The organism is Nocardioides sp. NPDC057767 (assembly GCF_042798275.1).
Classification (GTDB): domain Bacteria; phylum Actinomycetota; class Actinomycetes; order Propionibacteriales; family Nocardioidaceae; genus Nocardioides.
Map to the genome: position 1 here is coordinate 24,623 of NZ_JBHVKJ010000011.1, position 17,214 is coordinate 41,836.

Genomic DNA, 17,214 nt, shown 5'->3' on the forward strand with positions numbered 1-17,214 from the left:
TATGACCGGATCTCGATCTGTGGTTCTCAGGCTAACCGCATCGCGGCCCGAGAATGAAACACGTTCCTTCGTGAGTCTAGACTTGTAACACGTTCTACATCAGTCTCTATTCCCGACGTTGGCTCCCGAAACAATAGGAGGTCGCTGTGCCGATCGGCATCACCGACGAACACCAAGCCCTCAGCGAGAGCCTGCGCGACTGGGCGAAGGGGCTGGGCGGCGTCGCCCTCGCCCGGGCCGCCGAGGGCGCCGCCTCCGCGCGTTTCGACGAGGTGTGGCGGGGTGTCGAGGAGTACGGCGTCGCCGGCATCGCGGCGCCCGAGCCGGGCGGTGGTGGCGGGACCCTGCTGGACGCGGCGGTCGCGCTCGAGGCCTGCGCCCACGAGCTGCTTCCGGGCCCGCTCCTCGGCAGCTCGGTCGCCGCCTTCCACGCCGGCGCGGCCGGTCTGGGCGACATGGTGGGCGCCGTCACCGCCGGTGGGTGCGGGATCGCGCTCGACCCCGTCCTCGAGCTCGGCGAGCGTCTCGTCGGCACCGTTCCCGTCGTCTACGACGGCGGGGGAGCCGCCCATGTGCTGCTCGGTGCCCGGAGCGGCGACGGTGAGGAGCGCTGGTTCCTCCTCGCGGCGGAACAGGCAGACGTACGTCCCCAGGCCGGCCCGGATCTGACCAGGCGGGTCGCCGAGGTGCGGGTCGACATCGATGCCGCGGACGCGGTCGAGATCCCCGGGCTGAGCGGCGAGATCGTGCGGCGTACGGCCCTCACCCTTGCGGCTGCGGAAGCCTCCGGGATCGCGCAGTGGTGCCTGACGACGGCCGTGGAGTACGCCAAGGTGCGCGAGCAGTTCGGTGCGCCGATCGGGTCCTTCCAGGCGATCAAGCACCTGTGCGCCCAGATGCTGGAGACCGCCGAGGCGGTGGCCGCGACCGCGTGGGACGCGGCCGCTTCGGCCGAGACGGCGCTGTCCCAGGAGGGAGACGCCGGCCAGTGGGCCTTCGCGGCCGAGGTAGCCGGAGTCACCGCGCTCGACGGCGCGGTCCGGGCCGCGCAGGACTGCATCCAGGTCCTCGGCGGCATCGGCTTCACCTTCGAGCACGACGCCCACCTCTACCTGCGCCGCGCGGTCGCCCTGCGCAGCCTCCTCGGTGGCGGCGACGCGCACGCGATCGCCCTGGCCGGGCACGCCGTGGCCGGGACCCGCCGCTCGGTCAGGGTCGACCTCGACGGCCAGGACGAGGACGTACGTCCCCGGGTGCGCGAGACGGTCGCCGCGATCGCCGCCCGTCCGGAGGCCGAGCGCCGGGAGGCGCTCGTCGAGGCCGCCTATCTGGCGCCGCACTGGCCGGCTCCGTACGGCCTCGGTGCCGGGCCTGTCGAGCAGCTCGTCATCGACGAGGAGCTCGCCGCGGCGGGCGTGTCCCGCCCCGACATCAAGATCGCCGGGTGGGCCGTGCCGACCATCCTCAAGCACGGCACCGACGCCCAGCGCGAGCGGTTCGTCGACGCCTCGCTGCGGGGCGAGATCGTCTGGTGCCAGCTGTTCAGCGAGCCCGGGGCCGGCTCCGACCTGGCCTCGCTGGCCACCCGGGCCGAGCGCGTCGAGGGCGGCTGGCGGCTGACCGGGCAGAAGGTGTGGACCTCGCTCGCGGCCGAGGCCGACTGGGCCATCTGCCTGGCGCGTACGAACCCCGACGTCCCCAAGCACAAGGGCATCACCTACTTCCTCGTCGACATGAGCAGCGAGGGGATCGACGTCCGCCCGCTGCGCGAGCTGACCGGCGACGCCCTCTTCAACGAGGTCTTCCTCGACGCCGTGTTCGTCCCCGACGAGCTCGTCGTCGGGGAGGTCGACGGCGGCTGGCGGCTGGCCCGTACGACCCTGGCCAACGAACGGGTCGCGATGGCCTCGACCAACCTCGGCGGCAGCGTCGAGCGGGCGGTCGCGCTCGCCGACGGCCGGGGCGAGGCCGAGCTCGCCCGGGTCGGCCATGCGGTCGCGCTCTCCACGGTCTGCGCGCTGCTCGGGGTCCGTTCCACGCTCAAGGCGCTCGCCGGCCGCGGGCCCGGTGCGGAGTCCTCGGTCGCGAAGCTGCTCACGGTGCGCAACCGCCAGGACGCCTCCGAGCTCGTCGTCGACCTGCTGGGTCCGCTCGCGCTCACCGACGACCCGCAGGTCCGCGAGGACCTGCACCAGTCCCAGCTGACCCGCTGTCTCTCCATCGCCGGAGGCACCACCCAGGTGCTCCGCAACGTGGCCGCCGAGCAGATCCTGGGACTGCCACGCTAGGCGGGCGCATTTCACCTGACGAGCGGCGCTCGGAGCGCTAGGTTGCTGTCGCCGATCTCGAGGACCCAGGAGCTCACGTGCCACACGACGGCGCAGCCGCAGCACCGAACGACGCGCCTACGATCGAACGGGAGAGCCACGGGCACAGCGCCGACGGCGGCGTCGCCTCGTTGCGCGCGATCCTGCGGCGTACCAAGGAGCAGGTCGGCCCCTATCACCAGGACGCGCGCGACGCCCGCTGGGCGCTCGCCAGGGCGACGCTGCTGGCGCCGCGCAGCGAGCTCGGCGACGCGGACGCCAACGGGAGGCAGTTCCGGGCTGAGCGGTGCGCTCAGGTCTTCGTCGAGCACCTCGACGAAGCGGTGGCGGCTCACGGACCGCCGAGCTGGCAGGCGCGGAGCGCTCGTGCCGAGCTCTCCCGCGCCTACCGGCTCCTCCTCGAGGACCCGACCAGCCAGGTCCGGGTCTACGACGACCACCTCAGGGCCGTGCTCACCGAGGGCACGTATCGGATGATCGACCAGGTCCGGGCGCGCCAGGACCTGGCCAACGCGTACGCCGACATCCACAAGTTCGACGAGGCGATCGCGCTCTACCAGGAGAACGTGGACAACCTCGAGCGCTCGGAGCGGTTCGGCGCGCACAGCCGCTACAGCGACCACGCCCGGCGCCTGCTCGACTGGGCGCAGAAGGCACGCCGCGACGTCGGCGCCGACCGGATGCCGGTACGCCGCCCGCGGCTGCGGCCTTCGGCCCACCGCCACGCGGTGCCGCTCGAGGACGGGCCAGCGATGGCCGACCTGCTCGGCGTCGACAGCGACGTCGACGCCCTCGGCCGGATGATCGCGGCCAGATCGACCCAGCCGCCGCTGGCGATCGCCCTGCTGGCGCCCTGGGGCGGTGGCAAGTCGACCTTCATGCGCCTGCTCAAGCACAAGGTCGAGGTGGAGCTCCCCGCCGAGGACCCGGCGACGTTCCACACCAGCGTCGACGTCGTGGAGTTCAACCCGTGGCACTACAGCGACACCCACGTCATGGTCGGGATGTCCCGGGCGATCTTCGAGTCGCTGACCCGCTACCTGGAGCGCCGCGTCGCCGAGGGCGGGTCGACCGAGACGTCCTGGCGTGAGCAGGTCGAGGAGCGCAAGGCGCTGACCGCGACGCGGAGCCGGCTCGAGCGCACCCAGGACGCCTTGCGGACCAACTCGGTGGTGCAGCGTCCGCGCGCGGCGCTGATCGCGCTGCGTACGCTGCCCGACCTCGTCCTCGGGCGCAACCACAAGGTCATGCGCATCCTGGTGATGCTCAGCGCGGCGTCGTTCGTCCTCGCCCTGGCGACCGTGCTCGGCTGGGAGGCCTGGGGGCTCGACGTCGGCGCCAGGGTGCGCGCGTGGGCGGACGTCGTGCTGCGCTCGGCGCCCGCGCTGCTGGTCCTCTCCACGGTGTGGGCGACGATCCTGGAAGGTGTGCCGAAGGCGGCAGCCATCCACCGGAAGGTGCGCTCCGGTGCGTCCTGGCTGGTGGGTTTCGTGGCGGCGGGTGTCGATGCCGAGATCGGTCGCATCGACGAGCGGCTGAAGCGGACCGAGGCGCGTCCGACCACGGCGGCGGTGGCCGATCTGGAGACGATCCTCAGCGACCCGGAGCGGGCCGCCGAGCGCGACGTCCAACGGGGAGTCGTCGGGGTGCTCCAGACCCAGTTCGAGGAGCTGGCCGAGGCGTACGGGCTGGGCCGGGACGGCACGCTCGGCACCCAGGTGGCCGCCGACGACCTCCGGATCCGCCGCATCGTGCTGCACGTCGACGACCTCGACAGGTGCCGTCCGGAGCGGGTCGTCGAGGTCCTGCACACCCTCAACCTGCTGCAGGCGACGCGCCTGTTCGTCGCCGTGGTCAGCGTCGACCCGCGCTGGCTGCGGCGGTCGCTGCGCGAGCTCGACCCCACCCGCCCCGGGGACCCGGACGCCTCCGAGGTGAGCGGGCGGCTTCGAGACGAGATCGGCGACCCGCTGGACTTCCTCGACAAGATCATCCAGATCCCGTACGCGCTGCGGCCGATGAACGCCTCGAACGCCGAGGAGTACTTCAGCCGCCTGGTGCGCAGCCACGACCTGGACGACCCCCGCATCGAGGAACCCGATCCCCAGTCCGCCGCCGGCGCGGGGGTGGCCCCGCCGGCGGCGCCCGAGCACCTCGACCAGCGTCGCCCGGCCCTGCAGCTGACCGTGACGCCGCGGGAGTGGGACTACCTCCGGCCGCTGGCTGCCGCCCAGGAGACGCCGCGGGCCGTGAAGCGGTTCCTCAACCTCTACCAACTGCTCCGGTTGACCTCGGGGCTCGGCATGGAGGAGGAAGAGGGCATCCTCGGCGACGACGTGCACGCCGCGCGGCAGGCCGCGGCGACACTGCTGGCCGTGCTGGTCGGCGCGCCACGGCAGGGCTCCGAGCTGCTGTCCGAGATGCTGTCGGTCGATGCCCCGGACCACACCCTGGGCGCCCTGGTCGACGACCTGCAGAGCAGGCACCTGCACGACCCGAGCGGGCCGCACCTGCGCCGCCGGCAGACCGGCGCGGGTCGCTGCGACGTCTGCGTCGGGTGGCGCCGGATCCGCGACGTCGTGCAGCCGCCGGGCTCTCCTGACGAGGAGGGCGGGCCGGCGGACGGCCGTCTGCGGGTCGGTGACTTCCGGCCCTGGGTGGGCGAGGTGGCCCGGTTCAGCTTCCACTCCGAGGCGATGGGTCTCGCCGGAGTGGCATCCTCCTAGTAGCGGGGAAAACTAGAACGCGTTACAGTTTCGGCATGGGAGACGAGACGCTCGATGCCGTACGCAGCGTGGTGGCCGAGGTCCTTGCCCGCGAGTCCGACCGGGGTGACTGGTCGGCCTGGGCGAGCGCCGGCCTGACCGCGCTGCCCGTGCCGGAAGCCCAGGGCGGCGAAGGGTTCGGGCTGACCGAGATCGCGGTGCTGCTGCGGGAGGCGGGTCGCCACGCGGTCCGTGTGCCGGTGTGGGAGACGCTCGCGGTCGGCGCGCTGACCCTAGCCGTGCGCGGGACCTCCGAGCAGCAGGACGCGATCCTGCCCGGCGTGGCGAGCGGCGAGACGCTGCTGACCCCGGCGTGGCTGGAGCCGGGACGGCCCGACACGCCTTCTGCGACCTACCGCGACGGCACCGTGAGCGGCCGCAAGATCGGGGTCACCTACGCGGCCGAAAGCGCGCACCTCCTGGTGACCGCGACCGCGGCCGATTCCGGGGCGCCGGTAGTGGTGCTGGTCGACCCGCGCGGACCGGGTGTCACGCTGGTCCCGGCCAGCACCTCGGGCGAGCTGCCGCAGCACACCGTGGTCCTCGAGGACGCTCCGGCCGAGCCGCTCGGCGAGGGGGCCTTCGAGACGCTGACCGGCCTGGCTGTCGCGGGCCTGGCGGTGAGTGCGGCCGGTGTGCTCGCCGGCGCGCGCGACCTGACCGCTGCGTACGTGAGCAACCGGCAGCAGTTCGGCCGATCCCTCGCTGAGTTCCAGGCCGTCGCGCTGCAGATGGCCGATGTCTACGTCACCTCCCGCACGCTGGACCTCGCCGCGGACAACGCGGTCGCCACCGTCACGCAGGGCCGCGCGCCCGGCACGGACCTGAAGGTCGCCGCCTACTGGGCCAGCCAGGTCGCGCCGTACGCCTTCCGCACCTGCCACCACCTCCACGGCGGCATGGGTGTCGACGTGACCTACCCGCTGCTCGCGTTCACCACCTGGGGCACCGACATCGCGCACCTGCTCGACACCCCGGCCGATGCCGTGCCGGTCGAGACCGACGACGCCAAGAACCACGAGCTCACCGAGGCGCAGCGGTCGCTGAAGGCCGAGGTCAGGGACTACTTCGCCGGCCTCTCCCATGAGGGTGAGCCGGGCGACCCTGGCCCCGAGGGCTCCTGGGACCGACACGGCCCGACCTACCAGAAGCTCATCAAGCAGCTCGGTGACGACGGCTGGATGGGCGTCGGCTGGCCCAAGGAGTACGGCGGCCACGGCCTCGGCGAGGTCGAGCAGACGATCTTCGCCAACGAGGCGCAGTACGCCGACGTGCACCTGCCGGCCGTGACCCTGCAGACCGTGGGCCCGACGCTGATCCGCTACGGCACCGAGAAGCAGAAGCAGATGTTCCTCAACCGGATCCTCGCCGGTGAGGTGCACTTCGCGATCGGCTACTCCGAGCCCGAGGCCGGCACCGACCTCGCCTCGCTCCGCACCACCGCCAGGCGCGACGGCGACCACTACGTGGTCAACGGCCAGAAGCTGTGGACCACCGGCGGCCACGCCGCCGACTACATCTGGCTCGCCTGCCGCACCGACCCGGACGCGCCCAAGCACAAGGGCATCTCGATCCTGATCGTCGACACCACCGACCCGGGCTTCTCCTGGACCCCGATCATCACCGCCGACGGCTCCCACCACGTCAACGCGACCTACTTCAACGACGTCCGGGTCCCGGCCGACATGCTCGTGGGGGAGGAGAACAAGGGCTGGAAGCTGATCACGACCCAGCTCAACCACGAGCGCGTCATGCTGGGCCCGGCCGGCCGGATCGAGGGTCTGCGCGACCGGGTCCTGCGGTGGGCCACGGCTCGGGGCGTCACCGACAGCCCGGACGTACGCTCGCTGATCGGGAAGACCACCGCCGTCTTCCGCGTCAACGAGCTGCTCAACTGGGAGGTCGCGCGCGCGGCCGAGCAGGGCGAGATCGAGGTCGCCGACGCGTCTGCCTCGAAGGTCTTCGCCGCCGACCAGGTCCAGCATCTGCTGGCCGACCTGATCGCCCTGGTCCACCGCCACGGCGACCCCGGTGAACCCGTCACGAAGAGCCTGCTCGACTACCTCGACGCCCAGGCGAAGCGGAACCTGGTGCTCACCTTCGGCGGTGGCGTCCAGGAGGTCCAGCGCGAGCTGATCGCGATGTTCGGACTCGGGATGCCGAGGGTGCCGCGATGAGCGGGCCACTGGTGGACGACGCGATCCACGAGAAGGTCACGGCCGCCGCCGAGGAGATCAAGGCATGGGGCGAGGCCGCCGAGCGCGACGCCCGCGACCTGGTCAACCAGCCGACGATCAACAACTGGCTCGAGGCGATGGGACTCGAGTCCGAGCGCTTCCACCAGGGCGAGGCGCCGCCGTCGATGGCCCAGGTGTGGACGATGTACGGCCAGGGCGGTCGTCATCCGGACCGCGATCCGCTGCACGCGATGATGAACGTGCTCACCGATGCCGGCTTCCACGGGGTCCTCGGTACCAACTCCGAGCAGAGCTACGACCGCTATCTCCGTGTCGGGGAGCAGGTCCGGGTCACCACCGCGCTCGACTCCGTCGTCGGCCCGAAGAGCACCGGGATGGGCGTCGGCTACTTCGTGACCTCCCGATCGACCTGGTACGTCGGGGACGAACGCGTCGCGACCATGCTGTTCCGCGTCCTCAAGTTCATCCCCAAGGGGAAGTCATGAGTGGGCCCGTACGGCCGGTGATCGGCCGGGACAACGCGTACTTCTTCGAAGGCACCGCCAAGCAGGAGCTGCGGATCCAGAGCTGCAACGCCTGCGGCACCCTGCGGCACCCGCCGGGTCCCGCGTGCCTGAGCTGCGACGCGTACGACCGTGGCCATGTCGTCGCGAGCGGCGAGGGCACGGTGTACTCGTTCACCGTGATCCACGCCCCCAGGCTGCCCGGCAAGGAGCTCCCGCTGGTGGTGGCCCTGCTGGACCTGCCCGAAGGCGTACGCATGGTGGCGGAGGTGACCGGCGTGCCGGCCGAGGGCGGGGACGGCCTGCGGATCGGCGAGCGGCTCGTCGTCGACTGGAACGTGATCGATGAGGAGCTGACGCTCCCGATCTGGAGGAGACCATGACGTTGCAGACTGGACAGAAGCTCCCCGCCTGGGAGCTCCCGATCACCCCGACGCTGGTCGTCTCGACCGCGCTCGCCACGCGCGACTTCCAGGACGTGCACCACGACCGCGACCGGGCTCAGGCTGCCGGCTCGAAGGACATCTTCATGAACATCCTGACCTCGACGGCGCTGTGCGAGCGCTACGTCACCGACTGGGCGGGGACCGACGTGCAGATCAAGGGGATCTCGATCCGTCTGGGTGCCCCTGCCTACCCCTACGACACGCTCTCGTTCTCCGGCGAGGTCACCGAGGTGGCGGACGGCGTCGCCACCATCCAGGTCACCGGCGCGGTCTCGCTCGGCGCACACGTGACCGGAACCGTGAGGGTCGCCGCATGAGCTTGAGCGGGAAGGCCGCGATCGTCGGCATCGGTGCCACCGAGTTCTCCAAGGAGTCCGGCCGCTCCGAGCTCCAGCTGAGCGTCGAGGCCACCCGGGCAGCCCTGGCGGACGCCGGCCTGACGCCGGGAGACGTCGACGGGCTGACCACCTTCACCATGGACACCAGCTCCGAGATCGCGTTGGCTCGCGAGCTCGGGCTCGGCGACCTGAGGTTCTTCTCCCGGATCAACTACGGCGGCGGCGCGGCCTGTGCGACGGTCCAGCAGGCCGCGATGGCGGTCGCGACAGGTGTCGCCGACGTCGTGGTCGCCTACCGAGGCTTCAACGAGCGCTCGGGCCAGCGCTTCGGCCAGGTGCAGCCCTGGGCCGCCCAGCAGGTCAACACCAACGGCCTCGACAACGCCTGGACCTACCCGCTCGGCCTCTCGACGCCGGCCGCGACGGTCGCCATGCAGGCTCGCCGCTACATGCACGACTACGGCGTGACCAGCCACGACTTCGGCGCCGTGGCCGTCGCCGACCGTCGCCACGCCGCGACCAACCCAGCCGCGTTCTTCTACCAGAAGCCGATCACGCTCGAGGACCACCAGGCCTCCCGGATGATCGCCGACCCGCTGCACCTCCTCGACTGCTGCCAGGAGTCCGACGGCGCCGTCGCGATCGTCGTCACCAGCCCGGAGCGGGCCGGCGACCTGCCCCACCCGCCGGTCACCATCGCCGCGGCCGCCCAGGGCAGCGCCGCCGACCAGTACGTGATGACCTCCTACTACCGCGACGAGATCGGCATCCCCGAGATGGGCGTCGTCGCCAGGGATCTGTGGCGCCAGTCCGGCCTGACCCCGGCCGACATCGACACCGCCGTCCTCTACGACCACTTCACCCCCTACGTACTCATGCAGCTCGAGGAGCTCGGCTTCTGCGGCAGGGGAGAGGCGAAGGACTTCGTACGCGACGGGGCCATCGAGCTCGGCGGACGACTCCCCGTCAACACCCACGGCGGTCAGCTCGGGGAGGCCTACCTGCACGGCATGAACGGCATCGCCGAGGCCGTACGCCAGATCCGTGGCACCTCGGTGAACCAGGTCGCCGACGCCGCCCATGTGCTCGTCACCGCCGGCACAGGGGTGCCTACGAGTGGACTGATCCTCACGCCACCCTGACCGCGTTGAAATTTTGCGCAAGGTCTTGCACCCCCGGGCTCCGCCCGGGGGTGCTGTCGTGAGATGCCCACCCTCCAGGGGTTGACGTGTGACCGGCATCACTCATACGGTCAGCCTGCAAGATCTTGCAGCAAGATTCAAGCGCGTCGTGTCACCCCCACCACCTGTCCGGACGCGGCGCGTGCCTTCGACCTAGGAGGAACCATGGCTCTCAAGTCCATGGCTGCCGCACTTGCCCTCTCGGCGGGAGCTGCTGTCGCGCTCACGATCCCGGTCTCGGCCCCGGCACAGGCCGCGCCACCGGGAGACAAGGACGTCACCGCGGTGATGTTCGAATGGAACTTCGCCTCGGTGGCGAAGGAATGCACCAACACCCTGGGCCCGGCCGGCTACGGCTACGTCCAGGTGTCGCCGCCGCAGGAGCACATCCAGGGCTCCCAGTGGTGGACGTCCTACCAGCCCGTCAGCTACAAGATCGCCGGCCGGCTCGGCGACCGCACCGCCTTCAAGAGCATGATCGACACCTGCCACGCCGCCGGTGTGAAGGTCGTCGCCGACGCCGTCATCAACCACATGTCCGCAGGCTCCGGCACCGGCACCGGCGGCTCGTCCTACGGCAAGTACGACTATCCCGGCCTCTACTCGAGCTGGGACCTCAACAACTGCACGGCCACGATCAGCAACTACCAGGACCGCTTCAACGTCCAGGAGTGCGAGCTGGTCGGCCTCGCCGACCTCGACACCGGCGAGGACTACGTACGCGGCAGGATCGCCGGCTACCTCAACGATCTGCTCTCCCTCGGCGTCGACGGCTTCCGGATCGACGCCGCCAAGCACATGGCCGCCTCGGACCTGGCCAACATCAAGTCGCGGCTGACGAACCCGAACGTCTATTGGAAGCAGGAGGCCATCTACGGGGCAGGCGAAGCGGTCTCACCCAGCGAGTACCTCGGCAACGGCGACGTCCAGGAGTTCCGCTACGCCCGGGACCTGAAGCGCGTCTTCAACAACGAGAACCTCGCCTACCTGAAGAACTTCGGCGAGGGCTGGGGCTACATGTCCTCGGGCAGCTCGGGCGTCTTCGTCGACAACCACGACACCGAGCGCGGCGGCGACACGCTCAACTACAAGGACGGCGCCAACTACACCCTGGCCAACGTCTTCATGCTGGCCTGGCCCTACGGCTCGCCCGACATCAACTCCGGCTACGAGTGGAGCGACAAGGACGCCGGCCCGCCCAACGCCGGCGCGGTCAACGCCTGCTGGCAGGACGGCTGGAAGTGCCAGCACGCCTGGCCGGAGATCAAGAAGATGGTCGCCCTCCGCAACACCGCCCGCGGCCAGGCCGTCACGAACTGGTGGGACAACGGCGCCGACGCCATCGCCTTCGGGCGAGGCAGCAAGGCGTACGTCGCGATCAACCACGAGTCCTTCTCGCTCACCCGCACCTTCCAGACGTCGCTGGCAGCCGGCACCTACTGCGACGTACAGAGCGGCAGGAGCGTCACCGTGAACGGCTCCGGCCAGTTCACCGCCACCCTCGGGGCCAACACCGCCCTCGCGCTGCACGTCGGCGCGCTGAGCTGCAGCTGACCCCCTCGGCCCGGCCGTCCGGCGCCGTCCCCCATGGGCGCCGGCCGGCCGGCACGCAGCACGACCTCGAACGACCCCGCACAACAGAGAGGCCCTCACCGGTGAATCGAAGAAGTGGCGCACACGGCGCGCCCCGGATGGCCGCGACCGTCGTCGCGACCGCACTGCTCGCCACGGCGCTGCAGACGGCCACACCGGCCTCGGCGGCCGATGCCCCGAAGCCGCCTTCGGACGCGAAGCTGGCCGCCGAGCCGGCCCGTCACGACGCGACCAAGGAGCAGTTCTACTTCGTGCTGCCCGATCGGTTCGCCAACGGTGACACCGCCAACGACAAGGGCGGACTGACGGGCTCGCGGATGTCGACGGGGTTCGACCCGACCGACAAGGGCTTCTACCAGGGCGGCGACCTCCAGGGTCTGACCGAGCACCTCGACTACATCAAGGGCCTCGGCACCACCGCGATCTGGATGGCGCCGATCTTCAAGAACAAGCCGGTCCAGGGCGAGGGGGCGAACGCCTCGGCCGGCTACCACGGCTACTGGATCACCGACTTCACCCAGGTCGACCCGCACTTCGGCACCAACGATGACCTCGCGAAGCTCGTCGACGCGGCCCACGCCAAGGGCATGAAGGTCTTCTTCGACGTCATCACCAACCACACCGCCGACACCGTCGACTACGCCGAGAAGAAGTACGGCTACCGACCCAAGGGCGCCTTTCCCTACCTGGATGCCGAGGGCCGCCCCTTCGACGACGCCGACCCGTCCTCGGACGACGCGAAGGTCGACGAGGACTCGTTCCCCTACACCCCGGACAGCACCGCCAAGACCGGTGAGATGGTGCCGGCCTGGCTCAACGACACGACGCTCTACCACAACCGGGGCGACTCCACCTGGGAGGGCGAGTCGACCACCTATGGCGACTTCAGCGGCCTGGACGACCTGTGGACCGAGCGTCCCGAGGTCGTCGAGGGGATGGCGAAGATCTACCAGAGGTGGGTCCGGGACTTCGACATCGACGGCTTCCGCATCGACACCGTCAAGCACGTCGACCTCGACTTCTGGACCGAGTGGGCGACCGCGCTGGACGCCTACGCCGCCGAGCAGGGCCGCGAGGACTTCTTCATGTTCGGCGAGGTCTACTCCGCCGACACCGATGTCACCTCGCCGTACGTCACCCGCGGCCGCCTCGACGCGACCCTGGACTTCCCGTTCCAGGACGCCGCCCGCGCCTACTCCTCGCTCGGTGCCCCGGCCGACCGGCTGGCAGGAGTCTTCGCCGATGACTACAAGTACGCCACCGGCAAGGCCAACGCCTACGAGCAGGTGACCTTCCTCGGCAACCACGACATGGGCCGGATCGGGACCTTCCTCGCGGCCGACCACCCGGACGCGAGCGACGCCGAGCTCGTCGGGCGGGCCCGGCTCGCCAACGAGCTGATGTTCCTCTCCCGTGGCAACCCGGTCGTCTACTACGGCGACGAGCAGGGCTTCACTGGTGCCGGCGGCGACAAGGACGCCCGTCAGACGCTCTTCGCCTCCGAGGTCGCCGACTACCTCGACGACGACCAGCTCGGCACCGACCGCACCCATGCTTCGGACGCGTACGACACCAGCCACCCGATCTACAGCGCCATCGCCGCGCTGGCGAAGCTCCGCAAGGACCACCCGGCCCTGACCGACGGCACCCAGAAGGAGCTCCACGCCGCCGACTCCGTCTACGCCTTCTCGCGCACCGGCGAGGATCGCGAGTACGTGGTCGCGTTCAACAACGCCACCGAGCCGAAGACGGTCAGCCTGCACGTGGAGTCGCCGGCCTTCGAGACGATCTACGGCGGCGAGGCCACCGAGACCGCCGAGGACGGCACGATCGAGGTGACCGTCCCGGCCCTCTCCTCGGTCGTGCTGCGCGCCGAGGACACCCTCCCGGCGGCCACCGCGAAGCCCGCGCTGTCGCTGACCGCCCCCGACGCAGGTGCCACCGGCACCGTCACCCTCACCGCCGACCCGGGCAAGACCGCGGACGCCCGCGTCGTCTTCGCCGCCCAGATCGGCACCGGGAAGTGGCGCACCCTCGGCTCCGTCGACCACGCCCCCTACAAGATCACCCAGTACGTGCCGGCGACCGTGGCGAAGGGCACCGCGCTGCGCTACAAGGCCGTGGTGGTCGACCGCGACGGACGCACCGCGAGCGCACTGGCGGAGACCACCGCCGGCCAGGCGCCCGAGGCCGAGACGCCCAGTGCCGTCGACCGCGACTACGCGGTCGTGCACTACCGGCGCGCCGACGGCGACTACGCCGGGTGGTCCCTGCGTGCGGGAGACCAGAGCGGCGAGTTCAGCGGCCGAGACGCCTACGGCGCCTTCGCCTGGGTGAAGCTCCCCGACGGCGCGTCCTCGGTGACCTACACGGTCGAGAAGGACGGCACCGCCGACGGCGGCCAGCGGACGATCGACCTCGCCGAGACCGGCGAGGTCTGGGTCGAGACCGGCAACGAGGGCCAGGAGACCATCAGGCCCGAGGGTGTCTACCCGGCGCCCGACACGTCGAAGGCCGTGATCCACTTCCACCGCGCCGACGGCGACTACGACGGCTGGGGCCTGCACACCTGGACGGGCGCCGCGAACCCGACCGAGTGGTCCAAGCCGCTGCAGCCGACCGGCAAGGACGCGTACGGCGTCACCTTCGAGGTGCCGCTGGTCGACGGTGCCACCTCGCTCAACTACATCGTCCACAAGGGCGACGAGAAGGACATTCCCAACGACCGCTCGCTCGACCTGGCGACGTACGGGCACGAGGTGTGGCTCAACTCCGGCGACACCGGCTACCTGCTGCCGTCGGTCGGGTCGGCCCCCGAGCTCGACCTGAGCAAGGCGCACGCGCAGTGGATCGACAAGTCCACCGTCGTGCTGCCGAAGGAGAAGGCGAGCAGCTCGGCGCTGTCCACGCAGCTGGTCTATGACCGTGACGGCGGCATCACCGTAGAGGACGGTGCGCTCAGCAGCGAGGGTCACTGGCTGCGGCTCCAGCCGGGGTCACTGAGCGACGAGCAGAAGGCACGGTTCCCGCACCTGAAGGAGTACGCCGCGTTCACCGTCGATCCCCGCGACCGCGACCGGATCCGGGAGGCGCTGGCCGGCCAGGTCGTGCTCACCCAGCGCATCGGCAACGGTGCCCTGGTCACCGGCACCGGCGTCCAGACGCAGGGCATCCTCGACGACCTCTACGCCGCGAGGGCGGAGAAGGCGTCGCTCGGACCGGTGTTCAAGGACGGCAAGGTGACCTTGTCCGTGTGGGCGCCGACGGCGCACGAGGTGAAGCTCGAGCTCGACGGCAAGTCGGTGCGGATGCGCCGCGACCGCGCCAGCGGCGTCTGGTCGGCGACCGGCTCAGCCTCCTCCTGGCGCGGTAAGGAGTACCGCTACCTGGTGAAGGTATGGGCGCCGAGCGTGCAGAAGCTCGTCACCAACAAGGTCACCGACCCCTACTCGGTCGCACTGACCGCCGATTCCGAGCGCAGTGTGGTCGTCGAGCTCGGAGACCGATCGCTCGCCCCGAAGGGCTGGTCGACGCTGAAGAAGCCGGAGGCCGTGGCACTGAAGGACGCCCAGATCCAGGAGCTCCACATCCGCGACTTCTCCGTCGAGGACGAGACCAGCGAGCACCCGGGCGGCTACCTCGCCTTCGCGGACGAGGACAGCGACGGCGTGAAGCACCTGCGCAAGCTGGCCGAGTCCGGAACGTCGTACGTCCACCTGCTGCCGGCCTTCGACATCGCCACGATCCCGGAGAAGAAGGGCGACCAGACCACCCCCGACTGCGACCTCGAGTCGTACGCCGCGGACAGCGACGAGCAGCAGGAGTGCGTCGCCGCGGCGGCCGCCGGGGATGCGTACAACTGGGGCTACGACCCCTACCACTACACGGTCCCGGAGGGTTCCTACGCGACCGACCCGGACGGCACCGACCGCACCGTCGAGTTCCGGCGGATGGTGAAGGCGCTCAACGAGGACGGCCTGCGAGTCGTGATGGACGTGGTCTACAACCACACCACCAGCAGCGGCCAGGCGAAGACGTCCGTGCTCGACCGGATCGTGCCCGGCTACTACCAGCGGCTGCTCGCCGACGGCTCCGTCGCCAACTCGACCTGCTGTGCCAACACCGCGCCGGAGAACGCGATGATGGGCAAGCTCGTCGTCGACTCGATCGTGACCTGGGCCAGGGACTACAAGGTCGACGGCTTCCGCTTCGACCTGATGGGCCACCACCCCAAGGCCAACATGCTGGAGGTGCGCAAGGCTCTCGACGCGCTGACCCTGGAGAAGGACGGCGTGGACGGGAAGAGCATCATCCTCTATGGCGAGGGCTGGAACTTCGGCGAGATCGCCGACGATGCCCGCTTCGTGCAGGCGACCCAGAAGAACATGGCCGGCACCGGCATCGCGACCTTCAGCGACCGAGCCCGAGACGCCGTACGCGGCGGGGGACCGTTCGATGCCGACCCCGGCGTGCAGGGTTTCGCAAGCGGTCTCTACACCGACCCGAACTCCTCGTCGGCGAACGGCACCGAGGCGGAGCAGCGGGCCCGCCTGCTGCACTACCAGGACCTGATCAAGGTCGGGCTCTCCGGCAACCTCGCCGACTACTCGTTCACCGACACCGACGGGCGACGGGTGACGGGGGCCGAGGTCGACTACAACGGCTCACCGGCCGGCTACGCGGCCGAGCCCGGGGACGCGCTGGCCTACGCCGACGCGCACGACAACGAGTCGCTCTACGACGCGCTCACCTTCAAGCTGCCCGCCTCCACCAGCACCGCGGACCGGGCCAGGATGCAGGTGCTCGCGATGGCGACCGCCGCGCTCTCCCAGGGGCCGGCGCTGTCCCAGGCCGGGACCGATCTGCTGCGCTCGAAGTCGCTGGACCGCAACTCCTACGACTCGGGCGACTGGTTCAACGCCATCCACTGGGACTGCGAGGACGGCAACGGCTTCGGGCGCGGGCTGCCGCCGGCCACCGACAACCGGGACAAGTGGCCTTACGCCAAGCCGCTGCTGGGCTCGGTCTCGGCCCCGTCGTGCTCGGACGTCGACGGTGCTTCGGCTGCCTACCAGGACCTGCTGAGGATCCGTACGGACGAGCCGGCCTTCCACCTGGCCACCACCGGACAGGTCCAGGAGAAGCTGTCGTTCCCGCTCTCGGGGAAGGAGGAGACGCCGGGCGTCATCACCATGCGCCTCGGTGACCTCATGGTGGTCTTCAACGCGACCACGACGACCCAGCGCCAGACGGTGAAGGACGCCGAGGGCGCCGGCTACCAGCTGCACCCGACCCAGGCCGGCGGCGCCGACGAGGTCGTGAAGTCGTCCTCGTTCGACTCGGGCTCGGGCACCTTCACGGTGCCCGCTCGGACGGTGGCGATCTTCACCCGCTGACGGAAGCAGAACGGACGCGGCCCCGGCTCATCGAGCCGGGGCCTGCGGCTTCCTGGTGTGGATGCCGGGCGTCAGGTCAGGAGGGGCTGTTGCCGGCGAGGGCACCGACCACCACGAGCGCGATGACGACCAGGGCGGCGATGACCATCAGGCCGGCCGGGCTCCGGAAGTCGAACATGGGGATTCCTTTCGGCTAGTTCGGCGACAGGCGTCGAGTGGGGACCGATGGCCTGCGGACGCGTCGGGAGGGCCGGTCACCGGCGATGCCCGTGGCGTCGCGTATACATAATCAGCCGGGCTCGCGATGCGCGTAGGGTCCAAAGTCCCAATTTTTACCGAAGCCATTCACGTCCGAGGGGATATGTGATATGGCAACAGTTTGCTCGGTGAGCGTCTTCACAGACTAGCTGTCTGCCGGAGATGACCGACCATCGGTCCCGCCGGAGGTGGATGGGCTGTGAGGCCCG

9 protein-coding genes are annotated in these 17,214 nt (G+C 70.4%); all 9 read left to right on the forward strand.

What is annotated here, in order from left to right:
• Positions 1 to 146 precede the first annotated feature (146 nt).
• The 9 genes from ACFVDI_RS07850 to pulA all read left to right on the forward strand — a co-directional run bounded on the left by ACFVDI_RS07850 (position 147) and on the right by pulA (position 16,747).
• Complete coding sequence (locus ACFVDI_RS07850; RefSeq protein ID WP_378902527.1) at positions 147 to 2,288, forward strand: acyl-CoA dehydrogenase family protein; 2,142 nt, start codon at positions 147 to 149, stop codon at positions 2,286 to 2,288.
• Positions 2,289 to 2,365: 77 nt separating this feature from the next.
• Entirely contained in the window at positions 2,366 to 5,053 is a 2,688-nt protein-coding gene (locus tag ACFVDI_RS07855; RefSeq protein WP_378902529.1) for a P-loop NTPase fold protein, read from the forward strand.
• A 35-nt stretch (positions 5,054 to 5,088) separates the two neighbouring features.
• Positions 5,089 to 7,269, forward strand: coding sequence for an acyl-CoA dehydrogenase (locus ACFVDI_RS07860; RefSeq protein ID WP_378902531.1), 2,181 nt, complete (start codon positions 5,089 to 5,091; stop codon positions 7,267 to 7,269).
• The gene (locus tag ACFVDI_RS07865) at positions 7,266 to 7,775 is read left to right on the forward strand and encodes a MaoC family dehydratase N-terminal domain-containing protein (RefSeq protein WP_378902533.1); all 510 of its coding nucleotides are present in this window, start codon (positions 7,266 to 7,268) and stop codon (positions 7,773 to 7,775) included. The genes ACFVDI_RS07860 and ACFVDI_RS07865 overlap by 4 nt, the downstream gene beginning before the upstream one ends.
• On the forward strand, positions 7,772 to 8,176 hold the full coding sequence (locus tag ACFVDI_RS07870) for a Zn-ribbon domain-containing OB-fold protein (RefSeq protein ID WP_378902534.1): 405 nt from the start codon (positions 7,772 to 7,774) through the stop codon (positions 8,174 to 8,176). Before ACFVDI_RS07865 ends, ACFVDI_RS07870 begins: the two co-directional genes overlap by 4 nt.
• The gene (locus tag ACFVDI_RS07875) at positions 8,173 to 8,556 is read left to right on the forward strand and encodes a MaoC family dehydratase (RefSeq protein ID WP_378902537.1); all 384 of its coding nucleotides are present in this window, start codon (positions 8,173 to 8,175) and stop codon (positions 8,554 to 8,556) included. Before ACFVDI_RS07870 ends, ACFVDI_RS07875 begins: the two co-directional genes overlap by 4 nt.
• Entirely contained in the window at positions 8,553 to 9,719 is a 1,167-nt protein-coding gene (locus ACFVDI_RS07880; RefSeq protein ID WP_378902540.1) for a lipid-transfer protein, read from the forward strand. Before ACFVDI_RS07875 ends, ACFVDI_RS07880 begins: the two co-directional genes overlap by 4 nt.
• 204 nt (positions 9,720 to 9,923) lie before the next feature.
• Complete coding sequence (locus tag ACFVDI_RS07885; protein WP_378902543.1) at positions 9,924 to 11,312, forward strand: alpha-amylase family protein; 1,389 nt, start codon at positions 9,924 to 9,926, stop codon at positions 11,310 to 11,312.
• Positions 11,313 to 11,449: 137 nt separating this feature from the next.
• The gene (gene pulA / locus ACFVDI_RS07890; protein WP_378902546.1) at positions 11,450 to 16,747 is read left to right on the forward strand and encodes a pullulanase-type alpha-1,6-glucosidase; all 5,298 of its coding nucleotides are present in this window, start codon (positions 11,450 to 11,452) and stop codon (positions 16,745 to 16,747) included.
• Positions 16,748 to 17,214 lie beyond the last annotated feature (467 nt).